General features: G+C 42.3%; 15 protein-coding genes. 8 read left to right on the forward strand and 7 right to left on the reverse strand.

Annotation, left to right across the window (positions count from 1 at the left end; translation table 11 throughout):
- Positions 1-61: 61 nt before the first annotated feature.
- A complete protein-coding gene (gene atpD, locus ABIN91_RS22375; RefSeq protein ID WP_348053845.1) occupies positions 62-1567 on the reverse strand; it encodes a F0F1 ATP synthase subunit beta in 1506 nt (501 codons plus the stop codon).
- 331 nt (positions 1568-1898) lie between these two features.
- Here atpD and ABIN91_RS22380 point away from each other — a divergent pair, with 331 nt between their 5' ends.
- Positions 1899-3119: an outer membrane protein transport protein gene (locus tag ABIN91_RS22380; RefSeq protein WP_348053846.1), complete on the forward strand. Its 1221-nt coding sequence runs from the start codon at positions 1899-1901 to the stop codon at positions 3117-3119.
- A 21-nt stretch (positions 3120-3140) separates the two neighbouring features.
- Positions 3141-4475: an SGNH/GDSL hydrolase family protein gene (locus ABIN91_RS22385; RefSeq protein ID WP_348053847.1), complete on the forward strand. Its 1335-nt coding sequence runs from the start codon at positions 3141-3143 to the stop codon at positions 4473-4475.
- 107 nt (positions 4476-4582) lie between these two features.
- Here ABIN91_RS22385 and ABIN91_RS22390 read toward each other — a convergent pair whose 3' ends face one another.
- Positions 4583-5572: an NAD(P)H-quinone oxidoreductase gene (locus tag ABIN91_RS22390; protein WP_348053848.1), complete on the reverse strand. Its 990-nt coding sequence runs from the start codon at positions 5570-5572 to the stop codon at positions 4583-4585.
- Positions 5573-5916: 344 nt separating this feature from the next.
- Positions 5917-6270, reverse strand: coding sequence for an iron-sulfur cluster assembly accessory protein (locus ABIN91_RS22395; protein WP_348053849.1), 354 nt, complete (start codon positions 6268-6270; stop codon positions 5917-5919).
- Positions 6271-6365: 95 nt separating this feature from the next.
- On the opposite strand from ABIN91_RS22395, the gene ABIN91_RS22400 reads away from it, so the two are divergent.
- The 4 genes from ABIN91_RS22400 (at position 6366) to ABIN91_RS22415 (ending at position 10906) form a co-directional block, all read left to right on the forward strand.
- Positions 6366-6896 (forward strand): hypothetical protein, encoded by a 531-nt coding sequence (locus ABIN91_RS22400; RefSeq protein WP_348053850.1) that lies wholly within the window; start codon positions 6366-6368, stop codon positions 6894-6896.
- Between the two features lie 7 nt (positions 6897-6903).
- On the forward strand, positions 6904-8454 hold the full coding sequence (locus tag ABIN91_RS22405) for a methylmalonyl-CoA mutase family protein (protein WP_348053851.1): 1551 nt from the start codon (positions 6904-6906) through the stop codon (positions 8452-8454).
- A 359-nt stretch (positions 8455-8813) separates the two neighbouring features.
- Entirely contained in the window at positions 8814-10241 is a 1428-nt protein-coding gene (gene dnaA / locus ABIN91_RS22410; RefSeq protein ID WP_348053852.1) for a chromosomal replication initiator protein DnaA, read from the forward strand.
- A gap of 101 nt (positions 10242-10342) precedes the next feature.
- A complete protein-coding gene (locus tag ABIN91_RS22415) occupies positions 10343-10906 on the forward strand; it encodes a hypothetical protein (protein WP_348053853.1) in 564 nt (187 codons plus the stop codon).
- 2 nt (positions 10907-10908) lie between these two features.
- On the opposite strand, the gene ABIN91_RS22420 is transcribed toward ABIN91_RS22415, so the two are convergent.
- The 4 genes from ABIN91_RS22420 to ABIN91_RS22435 form a co-directional block, all read right to left on the reverse strand.
- Positions 10909-11460 (reverse strand): NUDIX hydrolase, encoded by a 552-nt coding sequence (locus ABIN91_RS22420; RefSeq protein ID WP_348053854.1) that lies wholly within the window; start codon positions 11458-11460, stop codon positions 10909-10911.
- Positions 11461-11555: 95 nt separating this feature from the next.
- A complete protein-coding gene (locus ABIN91_RS22425; protein ID WP_348053855.1) occupies positions 11556-12353 on the reverse strand; it encodes a TPM domain-containing protein in 798 nt (265 codons plus the stop codon).
- An 11-nt stretch (positions 12354-12364) separates the two neighbouring features.
- Positions 12365-12802 (reverse strand): TPM domain-containing protein, encoded by a 438-nt coding sequence (locus ABIN91_RS22430; protein ID WP_348053856.1) that lies wholly within the window; start codon positions 12800-12802, stop codon positions 12365-12367.
- On the reverse strand, positions 12802-13401 hold the full coding sequence (locus tag ABIN91_RS22435; protein WP_348053857.1) for a LemA family protein: 600 nt from the start codon (positions 13399-13401) through the stop codon (positions 12802-12804). The genes ABIN91_RS22430 and ABIN91_RS22435 overlap by 1 nt, the downstream gene beginning before the upstream one ends.
- 82 nt (positions 13402-13483) lie before the next feature.
- Between ABIN91_RS22435 and ABIN91_RS22440 the strand changes: the two genes are divergently transcribed.
- Both ABIN91_RS22440 and ABIN91_RS22445 read left to right on the forward strand, forming a co-directional pair.
- The gene (locus ABIN91_RS22440) at positions 13484-15031 is read left to right on the forward strand and encodes an FAD-dependent oxidoreductase (RefSeq protein WP_348053858.1); all 1548 of its coding nucleotides are present in this window, start codon (positions 13484-13486) and stop codon (positions 15029-15031) included.
- 67 nt (positions 15032-15098) lie between these two features.
- Entirely contained in the window at positions 15099-15464 is a 366-nt protein-coding gene (locus ABIN91_RS22445) for a CoA-binding protein (protein ID WP_348053859.1), read from the forward strand.
- Positions 15465-15911: the final 447 nt, after the last annotated feature.

Consider the following 15911-nt stretch of genomic DNA (forward strand, 5'->3'; position numbering starts at 1 on the left):
ATCCTTTATTTTAATGTGAGATTCGAGTTTATCTCAAATCTCACATTTATGTATTCAAATCTTAGTTATTCGCTTCCGCTAATAGTTTCTTACCTTTTTCAATAGCATCCTCAATAGTACCTACTAAGTTAAATGCTGCTTCAGGGTACTCATCAACTTCACCATCCATAATCATGTTGAAACCTTTAATGGTATCCTTAATGTCAACCAATACACCTTTTAATCCGGTGAATTGCTCGGCCACGTGGAATGGTTGTGATAAGAAACGTTGAACACGACGAGCGCGGGTTACCGTTAATTTATCTTCTTCGGATAACTCATCCATACCTAAAATGGCAATGATATCCTGAAGTTCTTTGTAACGTTGTAAAATTTCTTTCACACGTTGAGCTGTATTGTAATGCTCATCACCTAAAATAGCAGCACTTAGGATACGTGAAGTTGAATCTAATGGATCAACCGCAGGATAGATACCTAACTCGGCAATTTTACGTGATAATGAAGTGGTAGCATCCAAGTGGGCAAACGTTGTTGCCGGTGCAGGGTCAGTTAAATCATCCGCAGGTACGTATACCGCTTGTACTGATGTAATTGAACCGCGTTTGGTTGATGTGATGCGTTCTTGCATCAAACCCATTTCGGTAGCCAGTGTTGGCTGGTAACCTACCGCTGATGGCATACGACCCAATAACGCTGATACCTCAGCACCTGCCTGCGTAAAGCGGAAGATGTTATCAACGAAGAAAAGGATATCTTTTCCCTGGCCTTCGCCATCACCGTCACGGTAATATTCAGCAACCGTCAAACCTGACAGAGCCACACGTGCACGTGCACCAGGAGGCTCGTTCATCTGGCCGAAAACCAATGTTGCTTTTGATTCTTTTAATTTTTCTTTATCAACTACTGATAGATCCCATCCGCCTTCTTCCATTGAATGTTTGAAAGCGTCACCATAGTTAATTACGTTTGATTCGATAAACTCACGTAGCAAGTCATTTCCCTCACGGGTACGCTCACCTACACCGGCAAATACCGATAAACCAGCATATGCTTTCGCGATGTTGTTTACCAACTCCATGATCAATACGGTTTTACCTACACCGGCACCACCGAATAAACCAATTTTACCACCCTTTGCATAAGGTTCGATCAAATCGATAACCTTGATACCTGTAAATAAAACCTCAGTTTCGGTTGATAACTCATCAAACTTTGGCGGTTTAGCGTGGATAGGGGCACCAACTGAATTATCTAATTGATCGATACCATCAATAGCCTGGCCTACAACGTTTAACAAACGACCTTTAATTTGATCGCCAACAGGCATTTTAATAGGTGATTTGGTATCAAGTACCGGCATACCGCGCAGTAACCCGTCAGTCGAGTCCATCGCGATGGCACGTACACGATCTTCACCTAAATGTTGTTGAACTTCAAGAACAATCTTCTGTCCGTTGTCTTTCGTGATCTCTAAAGCGTCAAAGATACGTGGCAATTGAGCGTCATCAGCGAAGCTAACGTCAACTACCGGACCAATGATTTGCGATATTTTTCCAATGTTTGGCATACTATTTTTTGGTAATTCTTTATATTATTAAATCCTTGATAAACCAAGTCTATTTACGGGTTGCAAAAATACGCTTTATAACCGATAATCAAACACCCAATTAAATATTTTATGCACAACATTTTAAACACTGCCAAACCCGTGCTTTAACGCAGTATTTATTGTGAAGAAAATAGCGCTTTACTGCTTTTATTGCCATTTAAGCACCATTTGTTGCGGATAAAAAAAATAATCAAAAAATTTACTATGTATGCATAGTAAAAGTAATTATTTATTATGTTTGTATAATAAACCAATTAATACCCCATAAACCGGGCGTAAACTAAAAATTATGAGAAGAATACTATTGATCGGGCTTACGTTTGTGCCTTTTTTAGGCATGGCGCAAGGTTTTCAGGTTAATTTGCACGGACAAAAGCAAATTGGAATGGGGCACACAGGTGCAGCGTTGGTACAGGATGGGGCTTCTGTATTGTTTAACCCCGGAGCAGTAGCCATGCTGCCCGAAAATTATATCCAGGGGGGCGTAAGTCCACTTCTGTTTAAATCAGCTTTTTTACCAGCGGGTAGCAGTACCCAATATAATGTTGCCAATAAAGTAGCTACACCATTTACAGCCTATGCAGTTTGGGGGCCAAAAAATGCACCATGGAAATTGGGCCTCGGTGTATATACACCATTTGGTGGTTTAACGGATTGGGGCAATAGCTGGCAAGGTAAATACGTATTAGAGAGCCTTGATCTTAAGGCGATTTATTTTCAACCTACTTTAAGTATTAAACTGGCCGATTATATTAGTATTGGCGGTGGTTTTGTTTATAACTACGGTAAGGTAAACTTAACTAAAGCTATTCCGTTGGCCAGCGCAGGCGCTGCTGATGGTAAAGCCGAATTAGACGGCAGCGGCCACGGCTACGGTTGGAATGCTGGTATTTACATCAAAACCGAAGTTGGTATGACAGTTGGTTTAACCTATCGCTCACAGGTTGATACCAAAATAGAAGCGGGTAAAACCACTTTCACAGTTCCAAATGCATTAACAAGCAGTTTCCCTAACGGAACCTTCGCCGCATCAATCCCTCTACCATCAACCATGACATTGGGCTTAGGTTTCTATCCTTCTAAAGATTGGACGTTGGCTATAGATATTAACTACGTTGACTGGACCCCATACACTTCGTTAGATTTTACTTACAGTACAACTACAGCTGCATTGCAAAATACACGCTCTGCCCGTAATTACCGTGATGGTTTTGCCTTTAGAGGTGGCGCCGAATACAAAGCGACCACAAAAACAGCCTTACGTTTTGGTGGCGGTTATGGTATAACTCCGGTTCAGGACGGTTATGTAACCCCTGAAGCTCCTGATGCCAACAGGTATTACGTTACGGGTGGTTTAGGCTACAAGGTTGCTAAAAGCTTAGATCTTGATCTGTCGTTCGAATACGAGCACGTAAATCCACGTACCCAAACCAACATCGAATCTCAACTATCGGGTACCTTCCAAACTAACGTATTTATTCCGGGTATATCACTTGCTTATCACTGGTAATCTTATTTAATCAATAACAATATGAAGAATTTTAAACATTACTTATATATACTGGCAGCAACGGCAAGCATCGCCGCCTGTAAGCCAACAATTGATGCGCCAACCCCCAGCAAAGGCTCTGCCGATTTTACAAGGTACATTGCCGTGGGTAACTCCCTAACGTCAGGCTATGCCGATGGCGGTTTATACCTTGCCGGTCAGCAAAATTCATTCCCGAGCATGATAGCAGCGCAAATGCAGGCCGTAGGCGGTGGCAGCTTCGGTCAGCCATTGTTTGATGCTGCTCAGGCCAGTGGTTCTGGCTACAAAAAACTAACAGGTTTTGATGCCAATGGCTCACCAATATTAGCAGATGTGCCGCAAACGGCTGTTAGGGGCACTATAACTTTAGGCCCAAGTACCTATGTATTGTTTACAAAATATACAGGTGCTTTAGAAAACTATGGTGTACCGGGCATTAAATTAAACGATGTTGATAATCCTGGTTATGGTAATGCAAACGGCTACTTTGAGCGTATGTTCACCAACAGCAGCCCAACCATTACCACATCTTACCAGGATTTTGTAACTACAAAATCGTTCACCTTTTTTACCAACTGGTTAGGTAATAACGATGCGTTAGGTTATGCTACAAGCGGTGGAGCTGGTGATGTTTTAACAGATAAAACCGTATTTGCTACAAAATACGCAGCCGTAATTGCTAAATTAACCGCAACCGGCGCCAAAGGCGTTTGCGCTACCGTACCCGATGTTACAACTGTGCCGTACTTTACTACAGTAACCGTAGCAGCCGTACTGGCAGGTGTGCAAAAAGCAGCACCAACTGTAACCGGTTTATACATCAATGCGCGTGCATCAAACAACGCGAGCGTTACCACCTATGTTCCGCGTTTAGCAACGGCTAACGATTTGATCGTTTTAACATTCCCTACAAGTAAAATGGGAGCACCAACTGTAGTTGGTGGTGTTACTACCAATCCATACCCTTATGGTTTAGATCCGCGTAACCCTATCGAAACTCAATATGTGTTAGATGCTAACGAAATATCTTTAGTTCAGGATTATGTGAGCTCATACAACGCTACTATCAAATCTGTAGCAGCATCTAAAGGTTTGGGGGTGTTTGATGCCTTTACCTTCTTAACCAACGTTAAAACAACCGGATTGGTTATTAACGGTGTAAACCTTAATTCAGGTTATATCAGTGGTGGTATCTTCTCGTTAGATGGTGTACACTTAACCCCTCGCGGTTATGCCATAGTAGCTAACGAATTTATTAAAGTGATCAATAGCCAATACGGAGCGAGCCTTCAACAAGTTAACGTTGCTAATTATAACGGTGTAACATTCCCATAATAATTGTGATTCATAGTTTTATATCAAGCCGTTCCACTTTTCATGGAACGGCTTTTTTGTTTGTCCAGAAATTGGATTGCTATAAAACTTGCAAATCAGTTCCCCCTTCAGGGGGTTAGGGGGCTAATCACTATCTTCCCCATATGCTCACTGCTCTCCATTAACCTATGAGCCTCAGCAGCGTGCTCGGCCGAAAAAGTTTTATAGATCACCGGTTTGATCTTTCCCGATGCCAGCAGCGGCCAAATATGCTCCTCCAAATTCCGGGCTATAGCCGATTTAAACTCAATATCTCTACTGCGCAGCATGGAACCGGTAATGATCAAACGCTTACGCATCACCTCAGCCAGATCAAGCTTAACCTCTTTACCTTTCATGCTATTGATCTGCACCAGTCTGCCGTCATTCGCAAGGCATTTGATATTATCGGGCGTATAATCGCCGCCGATCATATCTAAAATAACGTCCACGCCTTTATTATCGGTCAGTTTTAAAATGGCGTCCTTAAAGTTCTCAGTCTTGTAATTAATGGCATGGTCGGCGCCAAGTTTTTCGCAAAAGCGGAGCTTGTCATCACTCCCCGCCGTTACATAAACCGTACTGCCCAAAGCTTTAGCCATTTGGATAGCCGTAACCCCAATACCGCTCGATCCGCCATGCAGCAGCAAGCTTTCGCCGGGTTGTAAATTGCCCCTATCAAAAACATTGCTCCAAACGGTAAAAAAGGTTTCAGGTAATGATCCCGCTTCAACCATCGTCAAATTATCCGGAACAGGTAAGCATTGCCCTTCCGGGATGGCACAATACTCAGCATAACCCGCGCCAATTACCAAAGCGCAAATTTTGTCACCAATATTCCATCGCCTCACATCGGCTCCAAGCTCAACAATAGTTCCCGCAACCTCCAATCCCGGTATATCAACGGAAGCGCCTGCAGGCGGCGGATAGTTGCCCTTACGCTGCGCCACGTCTGGCCGGTTAACACCTGCGGCTTCAACTTTGATCAGCACCTCGCCAGCTTTAGGTAGAGGCTTAGGCCGATCCTGTATCTGCAAAACTTCCGGTCCGCCAGGATGGGTAATAACGATAGCTTTCATGATGGAATTAACTGATAGCGCAAGTTAATTGTTTTCACCTTTGATTTAACTGATTGGTATGATTTTGCTGACCCTTTAGATATGATTAGCTGTTTTGTTTGGGATAACAGGTAACAATAACTTAAATAACTGGAATAAGTTATAGGGGGGATAAAGTAAGTTTTTAAAAACTTTTTTTTATCTGATCATTAACTTAAATAAAGAATGGATTCAGTCAGCAAAGGGGGGATAAAGTAGGTTTTAAAAACACTTTCTAACTCCAACCTGACTTAATTTTTAAGAGAGGCCCAAGTAGCAAGGGGGGAAATAGTAAGAAATAAATTCTCCCTTTAGATGGTTAGGGACTATACCGAAAATGAAGTACCGCAACCACAGGTGCTCGCCGCATTCGGGTTATTAAAAGTAAACCCACGGGCATTCAAACCATCCTGAAAATCAATCTGCATGCCGGCAAGGTACAAGCCATGCGCTTTGTGCATATAAACCTTAATGCCATCAATATAAAATACCTGGTCGCCGTCTTTAGGCTGGTCAAAACCTAAAACATAGCTCATGCCCGAGCAGCCGCCGCCTTCAACGCCAATGCGCAACCCAAAATCATCGTTCAGCTCTTGCTGATCTTTTAATTTTACAAGCTCTTTTACAGCACCAATAGTGAATGTAACAGGTGCAACAGCGGTTTCTATAGCAGTACTCATCTTATTTTTATTTTGATATGCAAATATAAGGCAAAATGTGGAGTTTTGTTCCCCGGTGTAGGTTTATGACACCCGACTAACATTTTCAAAAAATTATGGAACCATACTTATATATATTCGATGTTATAAAGTACTTTGTTGCAGGCATGCTTATATTTGGTGCCGCTTACTATCTCATTAAGCCACAATTAGATAAAGCCGATAAATACCAGCTGCTTGAGTATAAAAAATCACTCACCACACAAATACTCCCTTTACGTTTACAGGCTTACGAGCGTTTAGTATTGTTTATTGAGCGCGCCAATCCGGCCAATATGCTTTTGCGTTTAAATAGCACAGTTTACAGCGCAGCCGAACTGCAAACCATGGCCGTGAGCGAATTACGCGAAGAGTTTCAGCACAATGTAACCCAGCAAATTTATGTGAGCACCCGCTCCTGGGGAGTTACCCGCCGGGTAAAAGATGATACCATAGCTATTATCACAAACGCGGTTAAAGGTTTACCCGAAGGTGCAACCGGTTTAGATTTGAGCCGTGTGGTATTAACCCACTTAACCATGCTCGAAGAAAATCCTTATGATATCGCCTTGTCGGTGATCCGCGAGGATATGGAAGTGTTTTTCTGATCCAGCCATGTTAGATAAAAAGATCAGCACCTCATCAGGTATCGTTATCCGCGAAGTTTATACAAAGGCCGATAAGCCAATGAACGAACTTCCAGGCGAGTTCCCGTTTACACGAGGGATTCAAAAAGACATGTACCGCGGCCGCCCGTGGACGATGAGGCAATACGCCGGTTTTTCAACCGCCGAAGAATCTAACAAGCGCTACCATTACCTTTTAAGTCAAGGCACTATGGGCCTCTCCGTAGCGTTCGATTTGCCAACTCAAATAGGTTATGATTCCGATCATGATCTTGCCGATGGCGAAGTAGGTAAAGTGGGCGTAGCAATCGACTCGTTAAAAGATATCGAGATCCTGTTCAATGGTATCGATCTGCAAAAGATCACCACCTCCATGACGATCAATGCCACAGCGGCAACCCTGCTGGCTATGTACATCGCCTTCGCCAAAAAGCAGGGAGCCGATATCAGCCAGATCTCCGGAACCATCCAGAACGATATCTTAAAAGAGTACGCCGCGCGCGGTACCTATATATACCCGCCGCAGCAATCCATGCGCTTAATTACCGATGTGTTTGAGTATTGCAGCCATGAAGTGCCCAAGTGGAACACCATTTCCATATCAGGCTACCATATCCGCGAAGCCGGCTCAACCGCCGTTCAGGAACTGGCCTTTACTTTGGCCAATGGTAAAACTTATTTAAAGGCGGCAATAGAAAAAGGTTTGGATATTAATGTGTTCTCCAAGCGTCTTTCGTTTTTCTTTAATTGTCATAACAACTTTTTCGAAGAAATAGCGAAGTTCCGGGCCGCCCGCCGCATGTGGGCGCATATTACCAAAGAGCTTGGCGCGACCGACCCCGGCGCGCAAAAACTGCGCTTCCATACCCAAACAGGCGGCTCTACACTTACCGCCCAACAACCCATGAATAACATTGTGCGCGTAACCAACCAGGCTATGGCCGCGGTTTTGGGTGGCACACAATCATTACATACCAATGGGTATGACGAAGCGCTGTCCCTGCCAACAGAAGCCGCCGCCAAAGTTGCCCTGCGTACCCAACAGATCATCGCCTACGAAAGTGGTGTTACCGATACCGTTGACCCTTTGGCAGGATCGTACTTTATAGAAACCCTGACCGATGAGCTTGAAGCCGCCGCGCAACTCTATATAGATAAGATAGACGCCATGGGCGGATCAGTAAAGGCCATTGAGCAGGATTACATGCAGCAAGAAATTGCCAGATCAGCCTATCAGCATCAAAACGATATCGAGAGCGGCCAGCAGATTGTAGTAGGGGTAAACCGCTTTACGCAGGAAGAAGAAAAAGGTATCGAACTTTTTCGTGTTGACGATTCTATCCGCCTGATGCAGATCGAAAAATTAAAACAGTTACGCGCCGAACGCGACAATTCTGCCGTCCAAAAAGCATTAAGTGAGTTGAAGCAAGCGGCCAAAGGCACCCAAAACCTCATGCCATATATCCTAACCGCGGTTGAATGTTATGCCACCCTGGGTGAAATTGCCAATACAATGCGCTCAGTTTTTGGCGAATACTAATCGATATCTATTACACGTATCGCAATAGTAATCTAACTTGAATTTAATTCAAAATTGATTAGGCTCTTACCATTTTTTTATCTTAATTTTACCCTCCCGCCAAAGCCCAGATTTAATTGAAAATTTAATATTTTAATTATAGGAAAATTTTGTCGTGCGCAACCATTTTGTGCGTTTAAACGTATAAAAAAGCATATTTTGCAGTAACTAACGTGTTACAGAGCACTTTATAAGGTATTGTTGAATAATTGAAAAATTAATTTTTTTGTTAGATATTTTTTTCAATATTCGATGTTCCCAAGCCGCCCCCTCAAAAGGTAAGCAGGGGGTTTGAAAATCAATAAATTAATAAAAAGTAAATGGAAAAAACTTGTACTAACGTTTGGAATAGCTGCTTGCAGATCATTAAGGACAACATCCCGGCCCAGAGTTTTAAAACCTGGTTCGAGCCTATCAAAGCCTTAAGGATGGAGGGTAGCGTATTAACCATACAAGTACCAAGTTTATTCTTCTTCGAATGGCTCGAAGAGCACTACGTTGGCCTGCTACGTAAAACAATAAAAAAACAATTAGGCGAAGAAGGACGTTTGGAGTATAACATTGTTGTTGAGCAATCATCATCAAGCAAACCATATACTACCAATATGCCATCAAACGGAAACGGTGCCGAGGGTAAAAATCAATCAATGCCCATCCCTATCTCTATCAATAAGGATATCAAAAATCCTTTTGTGATACCGGGATTAAAAAAGCTACAGGTTGATCCGCAATTAAACCGCAATTACACTTTCGATAGTTTTATCGAAGGCGATTGTAACCGTCTGGCCCGCTCTGCAGGTTATGCTGTTGCCGCTAAACCGGGTGGTACATCTTTCAACCCGTTAATGATATACGGCGGTGTTGGTTTAGGTAAAACTCACCTGGCACAAGCCATCGGTAACGAGATCAAACGTACCCTGCCAGATAAGCTGGTATTATATGTATCGTGCGAGAAATTTACCCAGCAATTTGTTGACGCCTTAAAACACAATAACATTAACGATTTTGTGAATTTTTACCAGGCTATTGATGTGCTCATCATGGATGATGTACACAACTTTGCCGGTAAAGAAAAAACACAGGATTTCTTTTTCCATATCTTCAACCACCTGCACCAGTCGGGCAAGCAACTGATCATCACATCAGATAAAGCGCCTAAAGATCTGGCCGGTTTAGAGGAGCGCTTACTATCACGTTTCAAATGGGGCCTTTCGGCAGATTTGCAGATCCCTGATCTGGAAACCCGTATGGCCATCCTAAAAACCAAAATTTACCAGGATGGTATTGACTTGCCAAACGAGGTAATAGAATATGTAGCCCATAACATAGATAACAATGTGCGCGAACTTGAAGGCGCTATGGTATCCTTGCTGGCACAATCAACCCTAAACCGCAAGGAAATAGATTTGAACCTGGCCAAGCAAATGCTCAAAAATTTCATCAAAAACTCTACTAAAGAGATCTCGATGGAATACATTCAAAATCTGGTTTGCGAATATTTTGAGGTACCGATAGAAATGGTAAAATCACAAACCCGCAAACGTGAAATTGTACAGGCCCGTCAAATATCAATGTACCTGGCCAAGGCACACACCAAAAGTTCACTAAAATCAATCGGCAGCTTCTTCGGCGGCCGCGATCACTCCACAGTAATTTACGCCTGCCAAACTGTAGAAGACCTGATCGATACCGATAAAAAATTCAAAGGCTACGTAGCCGATATCCAAAAGAAATTAAAAATGTCTTAAATTGACTCTCCAAATCATAAAAAAAGCGCACTTCAATTAAGATGCGCTTTTTTTATGATTTGGATTTTAGAATGGTATATTAGTATAGAACCTTAAAAACAATGAAATTCAAACTAAATCAGGGGCAAATAATATTACTTTTCTTACCATTTATATTGGGTTGTATTATATTAGAATTTCATTATCCACTTAGTTTTGCTATTGCGAATGTTCTTTCTGTTTTAAGCTTGGGGCTTATTGTGTCCTATCAAACTTATTTGGTATTAAGCTTTAACAGGCTTTCTGATAAAAAATCAACCCTGTTTAAAATAAATGCTTATATACCGTTTGCTTTCTTTTGCTGGTACTTTTTTTATATTTTCTATTTTACAATAGTCAAAACAATTGTACCTCATGATGGATTTGTTGAAGGCCCTCTTAGGACGTCAAATTTTAATCTAAAAAGTTGGATTATCCTTTTTTTTGTTATTCATGCAACTGTTACATTTTACGTTATAAATAATTCATTTGTAGCAGTAACAATTAATAAACTAATAGATGTTAAGAAACAAGAAGAATTTAGAATGCTGTTTTTGAATCCATTAAAAAAATTAACATGGATTGCTCTCTCTGTATTTATTGGGATATTAGTTCTGTCATCAATATACACAATAGTGAAATCTTAGTCTTATTTCAATTCACCCAACCTCATCAACGCGTAAAACAAATTGGTACAATGCAGAGCTTGTGCAATTTTGTTTTCGGCCAATAGTTGTTTAACCTCGGCAATGGTATATTCTTCTACAATAATGTCCTCGTGTTCGTCCAAATCTTGCGCGTGCGTTTTCTTACCGCCTTTGGCTATATAACAATAGGTATGGTTGTTACCGGTAGCGGGGTTAGCGTAAACAACAGCTATCTGTTCAACTTCATCAAAACTATAACCTGTTTCTTCAAGCAGTTCGCGTTTAATGGCATCTGCCGGGTCTTCACCTTTTTCAATTACTCCCCCCGGTAATTCTAACGATACAATTTCTGCCGCGTGGCGGTATTGTCTAACCATTAATATCTTCCCCTCCTCTGTAAAAGCGACAGCGTTGCTCCAGTTAGGATATTCTAAAACATAATAGCTATCGTTAATCCGGCCATCAGGCAGTTCACAAGTATCGCGGCGTAAAGTGGCCCAGGGGCCGGTATGTACATAAGTTGAAGACAGTTTTTTCCAGGTAAGATTACGCATAGTTGATATTAAACCCCAAATTTAAAACAATAATCAGCAAAGCCAATTTTGACTAATGACTAATGACTAATGACTAATGACTAATGACTAATGAATTACCAGCTTCCGCTTGATCCGCCACCGCCGGAGCTGCCGCCACCAAAACCACCAAATCCTCCGCCACCGCCAGAGCTACCACCGCCCCCGCCACCAAAAAATCCCCCGCCACCACGGCCGCTCAAGGCCGAGCCCATCAAAAACCACATTAACGGATTACTACTTCCACCCCGGCCAATAACATGCCCGCCACCACCGCCTCTGCTGCGGAATATAATAACCAATATCACTACAACAATAATTACAATCACACCAATGCCGTTGCCATTACCACCGCCATTATCATTAATAACACGCTGTTTTTTGGTGGCGGCTTTATATTCGCCTTTCATTTGTGCAATCAAAGAGTTGGTTGCCGCGTCAAGCCCCTCGTAATATTTGTTTTGTTTAAAGTTGGGTTTAATATCGTTCTCTATAATTTGATGAGTAACAATATCCGGAACGGCACCCTCGGCACCATAGCCTGTATTGATACTAACTTTGTGATCATCCAGGGCAACTAAAACCAATATCCCATTGTTTTTATCCTTGGTACCAATACCCCAGGCCCTGATTAAACCTGTACCGTATTGATTGATATCATGATTACCAACCGATTTAATGATCACCACCGCGATCTGTGTAGATGTAGAATCATCAAAGGCCACCAATTTGCTTTCCAGCGATGAGGCCTGGTCCGCGTTAAGCGTACCGGTTTGATCTGTAACCAGCGTATTTGATTTCGGTGGGAAATTCTGCCCAAACACCAAACTGGCAGATAATAGTAACAGGCAAATTATTATGAGTCTTTTAAACATTGAGTTTTAAATTAATCGCCATCCATAAAAGCCACATCATCCGGCAATTGGTTCGGGTTTTTGTTATCCCCATTCGGAAAATATTTTTGGAGTTGTTCACCGGCTATTCTCAGGCCCACTACAATGCCTTCAATTAAGTCGCCATTTTTAAAATGCTCAAGCATGGCATTCTTGGTAGTATCCCAAAAATCAACCGCAACAACGCTGTTAATTCCTTTATCGCCAATAATGGCAAACTTGCGGTCGGCTGTAGCCAGGTATATTAATACCCCGTGGCGCTGCTCGGTTTTTTCCATATCCAGGCTTTCAAAGTATTTAGCCGCGCGTAATAATACATCTTCGCTACAGCTTTTCTCTACACAAACCCGCACCTCGCCCGACGTATTTTCTTCAACCTGCACAATGGCCTGCCGAATCCGCTCTTGTTCTTCATCAGTAAATAAAGCCATTACTTTTTCTTTGTAGTATCGTCAAAATTTACGGTAGGTGCTTTCTCGCTACCTGGATCTGCCTGAAAGTAACCTTTCTCACTAAATCCAAACATTTTAGCAGTTATATTAGCCGGGAAAGCCCGTATCTTACTATTATAATCCTGCACGGCGGTATTAAAATCTTGGCGTGCAACGGTAATTCTATTCTCTGTGCCTTCCAATTGAGCCTGTAATCCCAAAAAATTCTGATTGCTTTTCAGATCCGGGTAATTTTCGGTTACAACCATTAATCTACCTAAAGCGCTACTTAACTCACCTTGCGCTGCCTGGAACTTTTGAATAGTTTCCGGAGTTAATTTGGTAGGATCAACCGTTACCTTAGTCGCGTTTGCCCGCGCGTTAATTACATCGGTTAGCGTACTTTTCTCAAAATTAGCCGCTCCCTTTACACTAGCTACTAAATTAGGTATCAGGTCAGAGCGGCGTTGATAGTTATTTTCTACCTGGCTCCATTTCGATTTTACGTTTTCGTCCATCCGGGTCATGCTGTTATAACTGCACGAACTCAGCCCCATGGCCGCTATAATAATGACTAATGCTGATAATATCTTTTTCATGATGTGTGATTGATGGTTAACTATATCATAATACACAAAATAGCTACCTTTGTTTCCATTCGGGATAATAACCCGACACATTATGACAAAAGAACTCGAAATAGTTGCCCTGCCCGAAGAGCATGAAGACGAAAGCGCGCTGAAACGAATAGCCGCCGTCACGCTCAAAATTCAACCCAATAAAATAACATCACTCAAAATACTTAAAAGATCCATCGATGCGCGTGGCCGCAAAGTAGTTTACCGAATGCAGGTCAAAGTATTTATTGATGAGCAGCCCATGCCCGAAAGCTATACTATAAAGTATCCTAATATTAACGATGCTAAATCGGTTATTATAATAGGAGCGGGGCCAGCTGGACTATTTGCCGCTTTACGTTGTATAGAGTTAGGCTTAAAGCCGATAGTACTGGAGCGTGGTAAAGATGTAAAGCAACGCCGACGCGATCTGGCCGATATCAACAAACAAGGTATTGTGAACCCCGAATCAAACTATTGCTTTGGCGAGGGCGGAGCCGGAACTTATTCGGATGGTAAGCTCTACACCCGCTCAACCAAACGTGGCGATGTGAACGAAGTGCTCAAAGCCTTTGTAGCCCATGGCGCCGCCGAAGATATATTAATAGATGCCCGCCCGCACATCGGTACCAATAAATTACCCCAAATTATAACCGCCATTCGCGAAACCATTCAAAATGCAGGTGGCGAAATCCATTTCGATTGTAAGGTAACCGCTTTAGATATTCAGTTCAGTAAAATAATAGGGGTTAAAATCGCCAACGGCGATCATATTAAAGCCAGCGCCGTTATACTGGCAACAGGCCATTCCGCTGCTGATGTGTTCCAAATGCTACACAGTCAGAATATTCTGATCGAAGCCAAACCTTTCGCGCTCGGTGTCCGCATCGAGCATCCGCAGTATATTATAGACCAGGCCCAATACCATTGCGAAAACCGTGGCGAATTTCTCCCCCCATCCTATTATAGTTTGGTAGAACAGGTTGATGATAGGGGAGTATTCTCATTCTGTATGTGTCCCGGCGGTATCATCGCCCCCTGCGCAACAGATCATAACGAAATTGTAGTGAACGGATGGAGCCCATCCAAACGCAACAACCCCTTCGCCAACTCGGGTACCGTGGTGCAGGTAAACATGGAAGATGTTCCCGGCGATATGGACGATCCCTTCCGGATGCACAATTTTCAGCACAGTATAGAGCAACTGGCCTTTAAAGCAGGCGGTGGCAAACTGGTTGCACCGGGCCAGCGCATGGTTGATTTTGTAGAAGGCCGACAATCTGCCAGTTTGCCGGTCAACTCATACCTGCCCGGCACAAAAAGTGTAGAGCTAAAAGAGGTGTTACCTTTATGGATACACCAGCGTCTGCAAAAAGCGCTGCCTGCCTTCGGTCGTAAAATGAAAGGTTATTATACTAACGAAGCTATTTTGGTAGGAGTAGAGTCGCGCACATCATCCCCAATTAAGGTTCCGCGTGATAAAGAAACGCTGCAGCACCCACAAATTTCTGGATTATTTCCTTGCGGAGAAGGGGCTGGATACGCGGGTGGCATAATTTCTGCTGCAATAGATGGTATTAATTGCGCATCGGCGGCATTTAAAGTGGTTTAATGAAGACGCTACATTAGAGTCATACCCGTGTGCTATATATACTATATAACATTAAACAGAAAGATCAATGGCTAACAAAAAAACATTAGTATTAGGTGCATCGCCGGATGCCAGCCGGTACGCATATCTCGCAGCAAACCGTTTGGTAAAAAACGGACACGATATTATTAATGTAGGCATTAAAAAAGGAGCGGTAGCCGGGGTAGAAATTGAACGCCCCGAAGTGCTGCATCACGATGTAGATACCCTTACCTTATATATAGGTACGCGCAATCAGCCGCCGCTCTACAACTATATATTAGGAACCAATCCCAAACGCATCATATTTAACCCCGGTACCGAGAACCCCGAGTTAGAAAAAATGGCCGAAGAAAAGGGTATTGAAACTATCGAAGCCTGTACTTTGGTGCTGCTATCTACAGGTCAGTATTAATTTTTACAGCCTTTTTGTTCTTTACGGGAAGAATTTACAAATAGTTTATACCAATTTAATGCGATGGATCAATAGGTCTTCATCGCATTTTCTGTGTTATGGCTATTACCTAAGGCTATATATTGAATACCCCATACATTATTTCAGACTGTAATTCAGCACGTTAAAAACCATATACAACTATTAGCTAATTTAGTTTGGTTGAGTGGTATAATTATCCCTACATTTGCAATCCCAATTGAAAAAAGAGGGTCGTTTTTTGAAAAGTGCAAGGTTAAAAATCAAGTAGAAAAATAAAAATTATTTATTTGGAACTTATAAAAAGATTTCTACCTTTGCAACCCGGAAACGGGGTAATAAAAGCTTTGAAAAAGGCGGAAAACGGAAGAAAAAAAATAAAACATTTTTCTTTGAATATTAAAAAAGGTTCTTACCTTTGCAATCCCA

This window comes from Mucilaginibacter sp. (genome assembly GCF_039921305.1).
Classification (GTDB): Bacteria; Bacteroidota; Bacteroidia; order Sphingobacteriales; family Sphingobacteriaceae; genus Mucilaginibacter.

What these genes read in the sequence shown, in the direction of transcription:
- atpD (WP_348053845.1), bottom strand. Translation starts at nt 1,567, where the DNA reads ATGCCAAACATTGGAAAAATATCGCAAATCATTGGTCCGGTAGTTGAC.
- ABIN91_RS22380 (WP_348053846.1), top strand. Translation starts at nt 1,899, where the DNA reads ATGAGAAGAATACTATTGATCGGGCTTACGTTTGTGCCTTTTTTAGGC.
- ABIN91_RS22385 (WP_348053847.1), top strand. Translation starts at nt 3,141, where the DNA reads ATGAAGAATTTTAAACATTACTTATATATACTGGCAGCAACGGCAAGC.
- ABIN91_RS22390 (WP_348053848.1), bottom strand. Translation starts at nt 5,572, where the DNA reads ATGAAAGCTATCGTTATTACCCATCCTGGCGGACCGGAAGTTTTGCAG.
- ABIN91_RS22395 (WP_348053849.1), bottom strand. Translation starts at nt 6,270, where the DNA reads ATGAGTACTGCTATAGAAACCGCTGTTGCACCTGTTACATTCACTATT.
- ABIN91_RS22400 (WP_348053850.1), top strand. Translation starts at nt 6,366, where the DNA reads ATGGAACCATACTTATATATATTCGATGTTATAAAGTACTTTGTTGCA.
- ABIN91_RS22405 (WP_348053851.1), top strand. Translation starts at nt 6,904, where the DNA reads ATGTTAGATAAAAAGATCAGCACCTCATCAGGTATCGTTATCCGCGAA.
- dnaA (WP_348053852.1), top strand. Translation starts at nt 8,814, where the DNA reads ATGGAAAAAACTTGTACTAACGTTTGGAATAGCTGCTTGCAGATCATT.
- ABIN91_RS22415 (WP_348053853.1), top strand. Translation starts at nt 10,343, where the DNA reads ATGAAATTCAAACTAAATCAGGGGCAAATAATATTACTTTTCTTACCA.
- ABIN91_RS22420 (WP_348053854.1), bottom strand. Translation starts at nt 11,460, where the DNA reads ATGCGTAATCTTACCTGGAAAAAACTGTCTTCAACTTATGTACATACC.
- ABIN91_RS22425 (WP_348053855.1), bottom strand. Translation starts at nt 12,353, where the DNA reads ATGTTTAAAAGACTCATAATAATTTGCCTGTTACTATTATCTGCCAGT.
- ABIN91_RS22430 (WP_348053856.1), bottom strand. Translation starts at nt 12,802, where the DNA reads ATGGCTTTATTTACTGATGAAGAACAAGAGCGGATTCGGCAGGCCATT.
- ABIN91_RS22435 (WP_348053857.1), bottom strand. Translation starts at nt 13,401, where the DNA reads ATGAAAAAGATATTATCAGCATTAGTCATTATTATAGCGGCCATGGGG.
- ABIN91_RS22440 (WP_348053858.1), top strand. Translation starts at nt 13,484, where the DNA reads ATGACAAAAGAACTCGAAATAGTTGCCCTGCCCGAAGAGCATGAAGAC.
- ABIN91_RS22445 (WP_348053859.1), top strand. Translation starts at nt 15,099, where the DNA reads ATGGCTAACAAAAAAACATTAGTATTAGGTGCATCGCCGGATGCCAGC.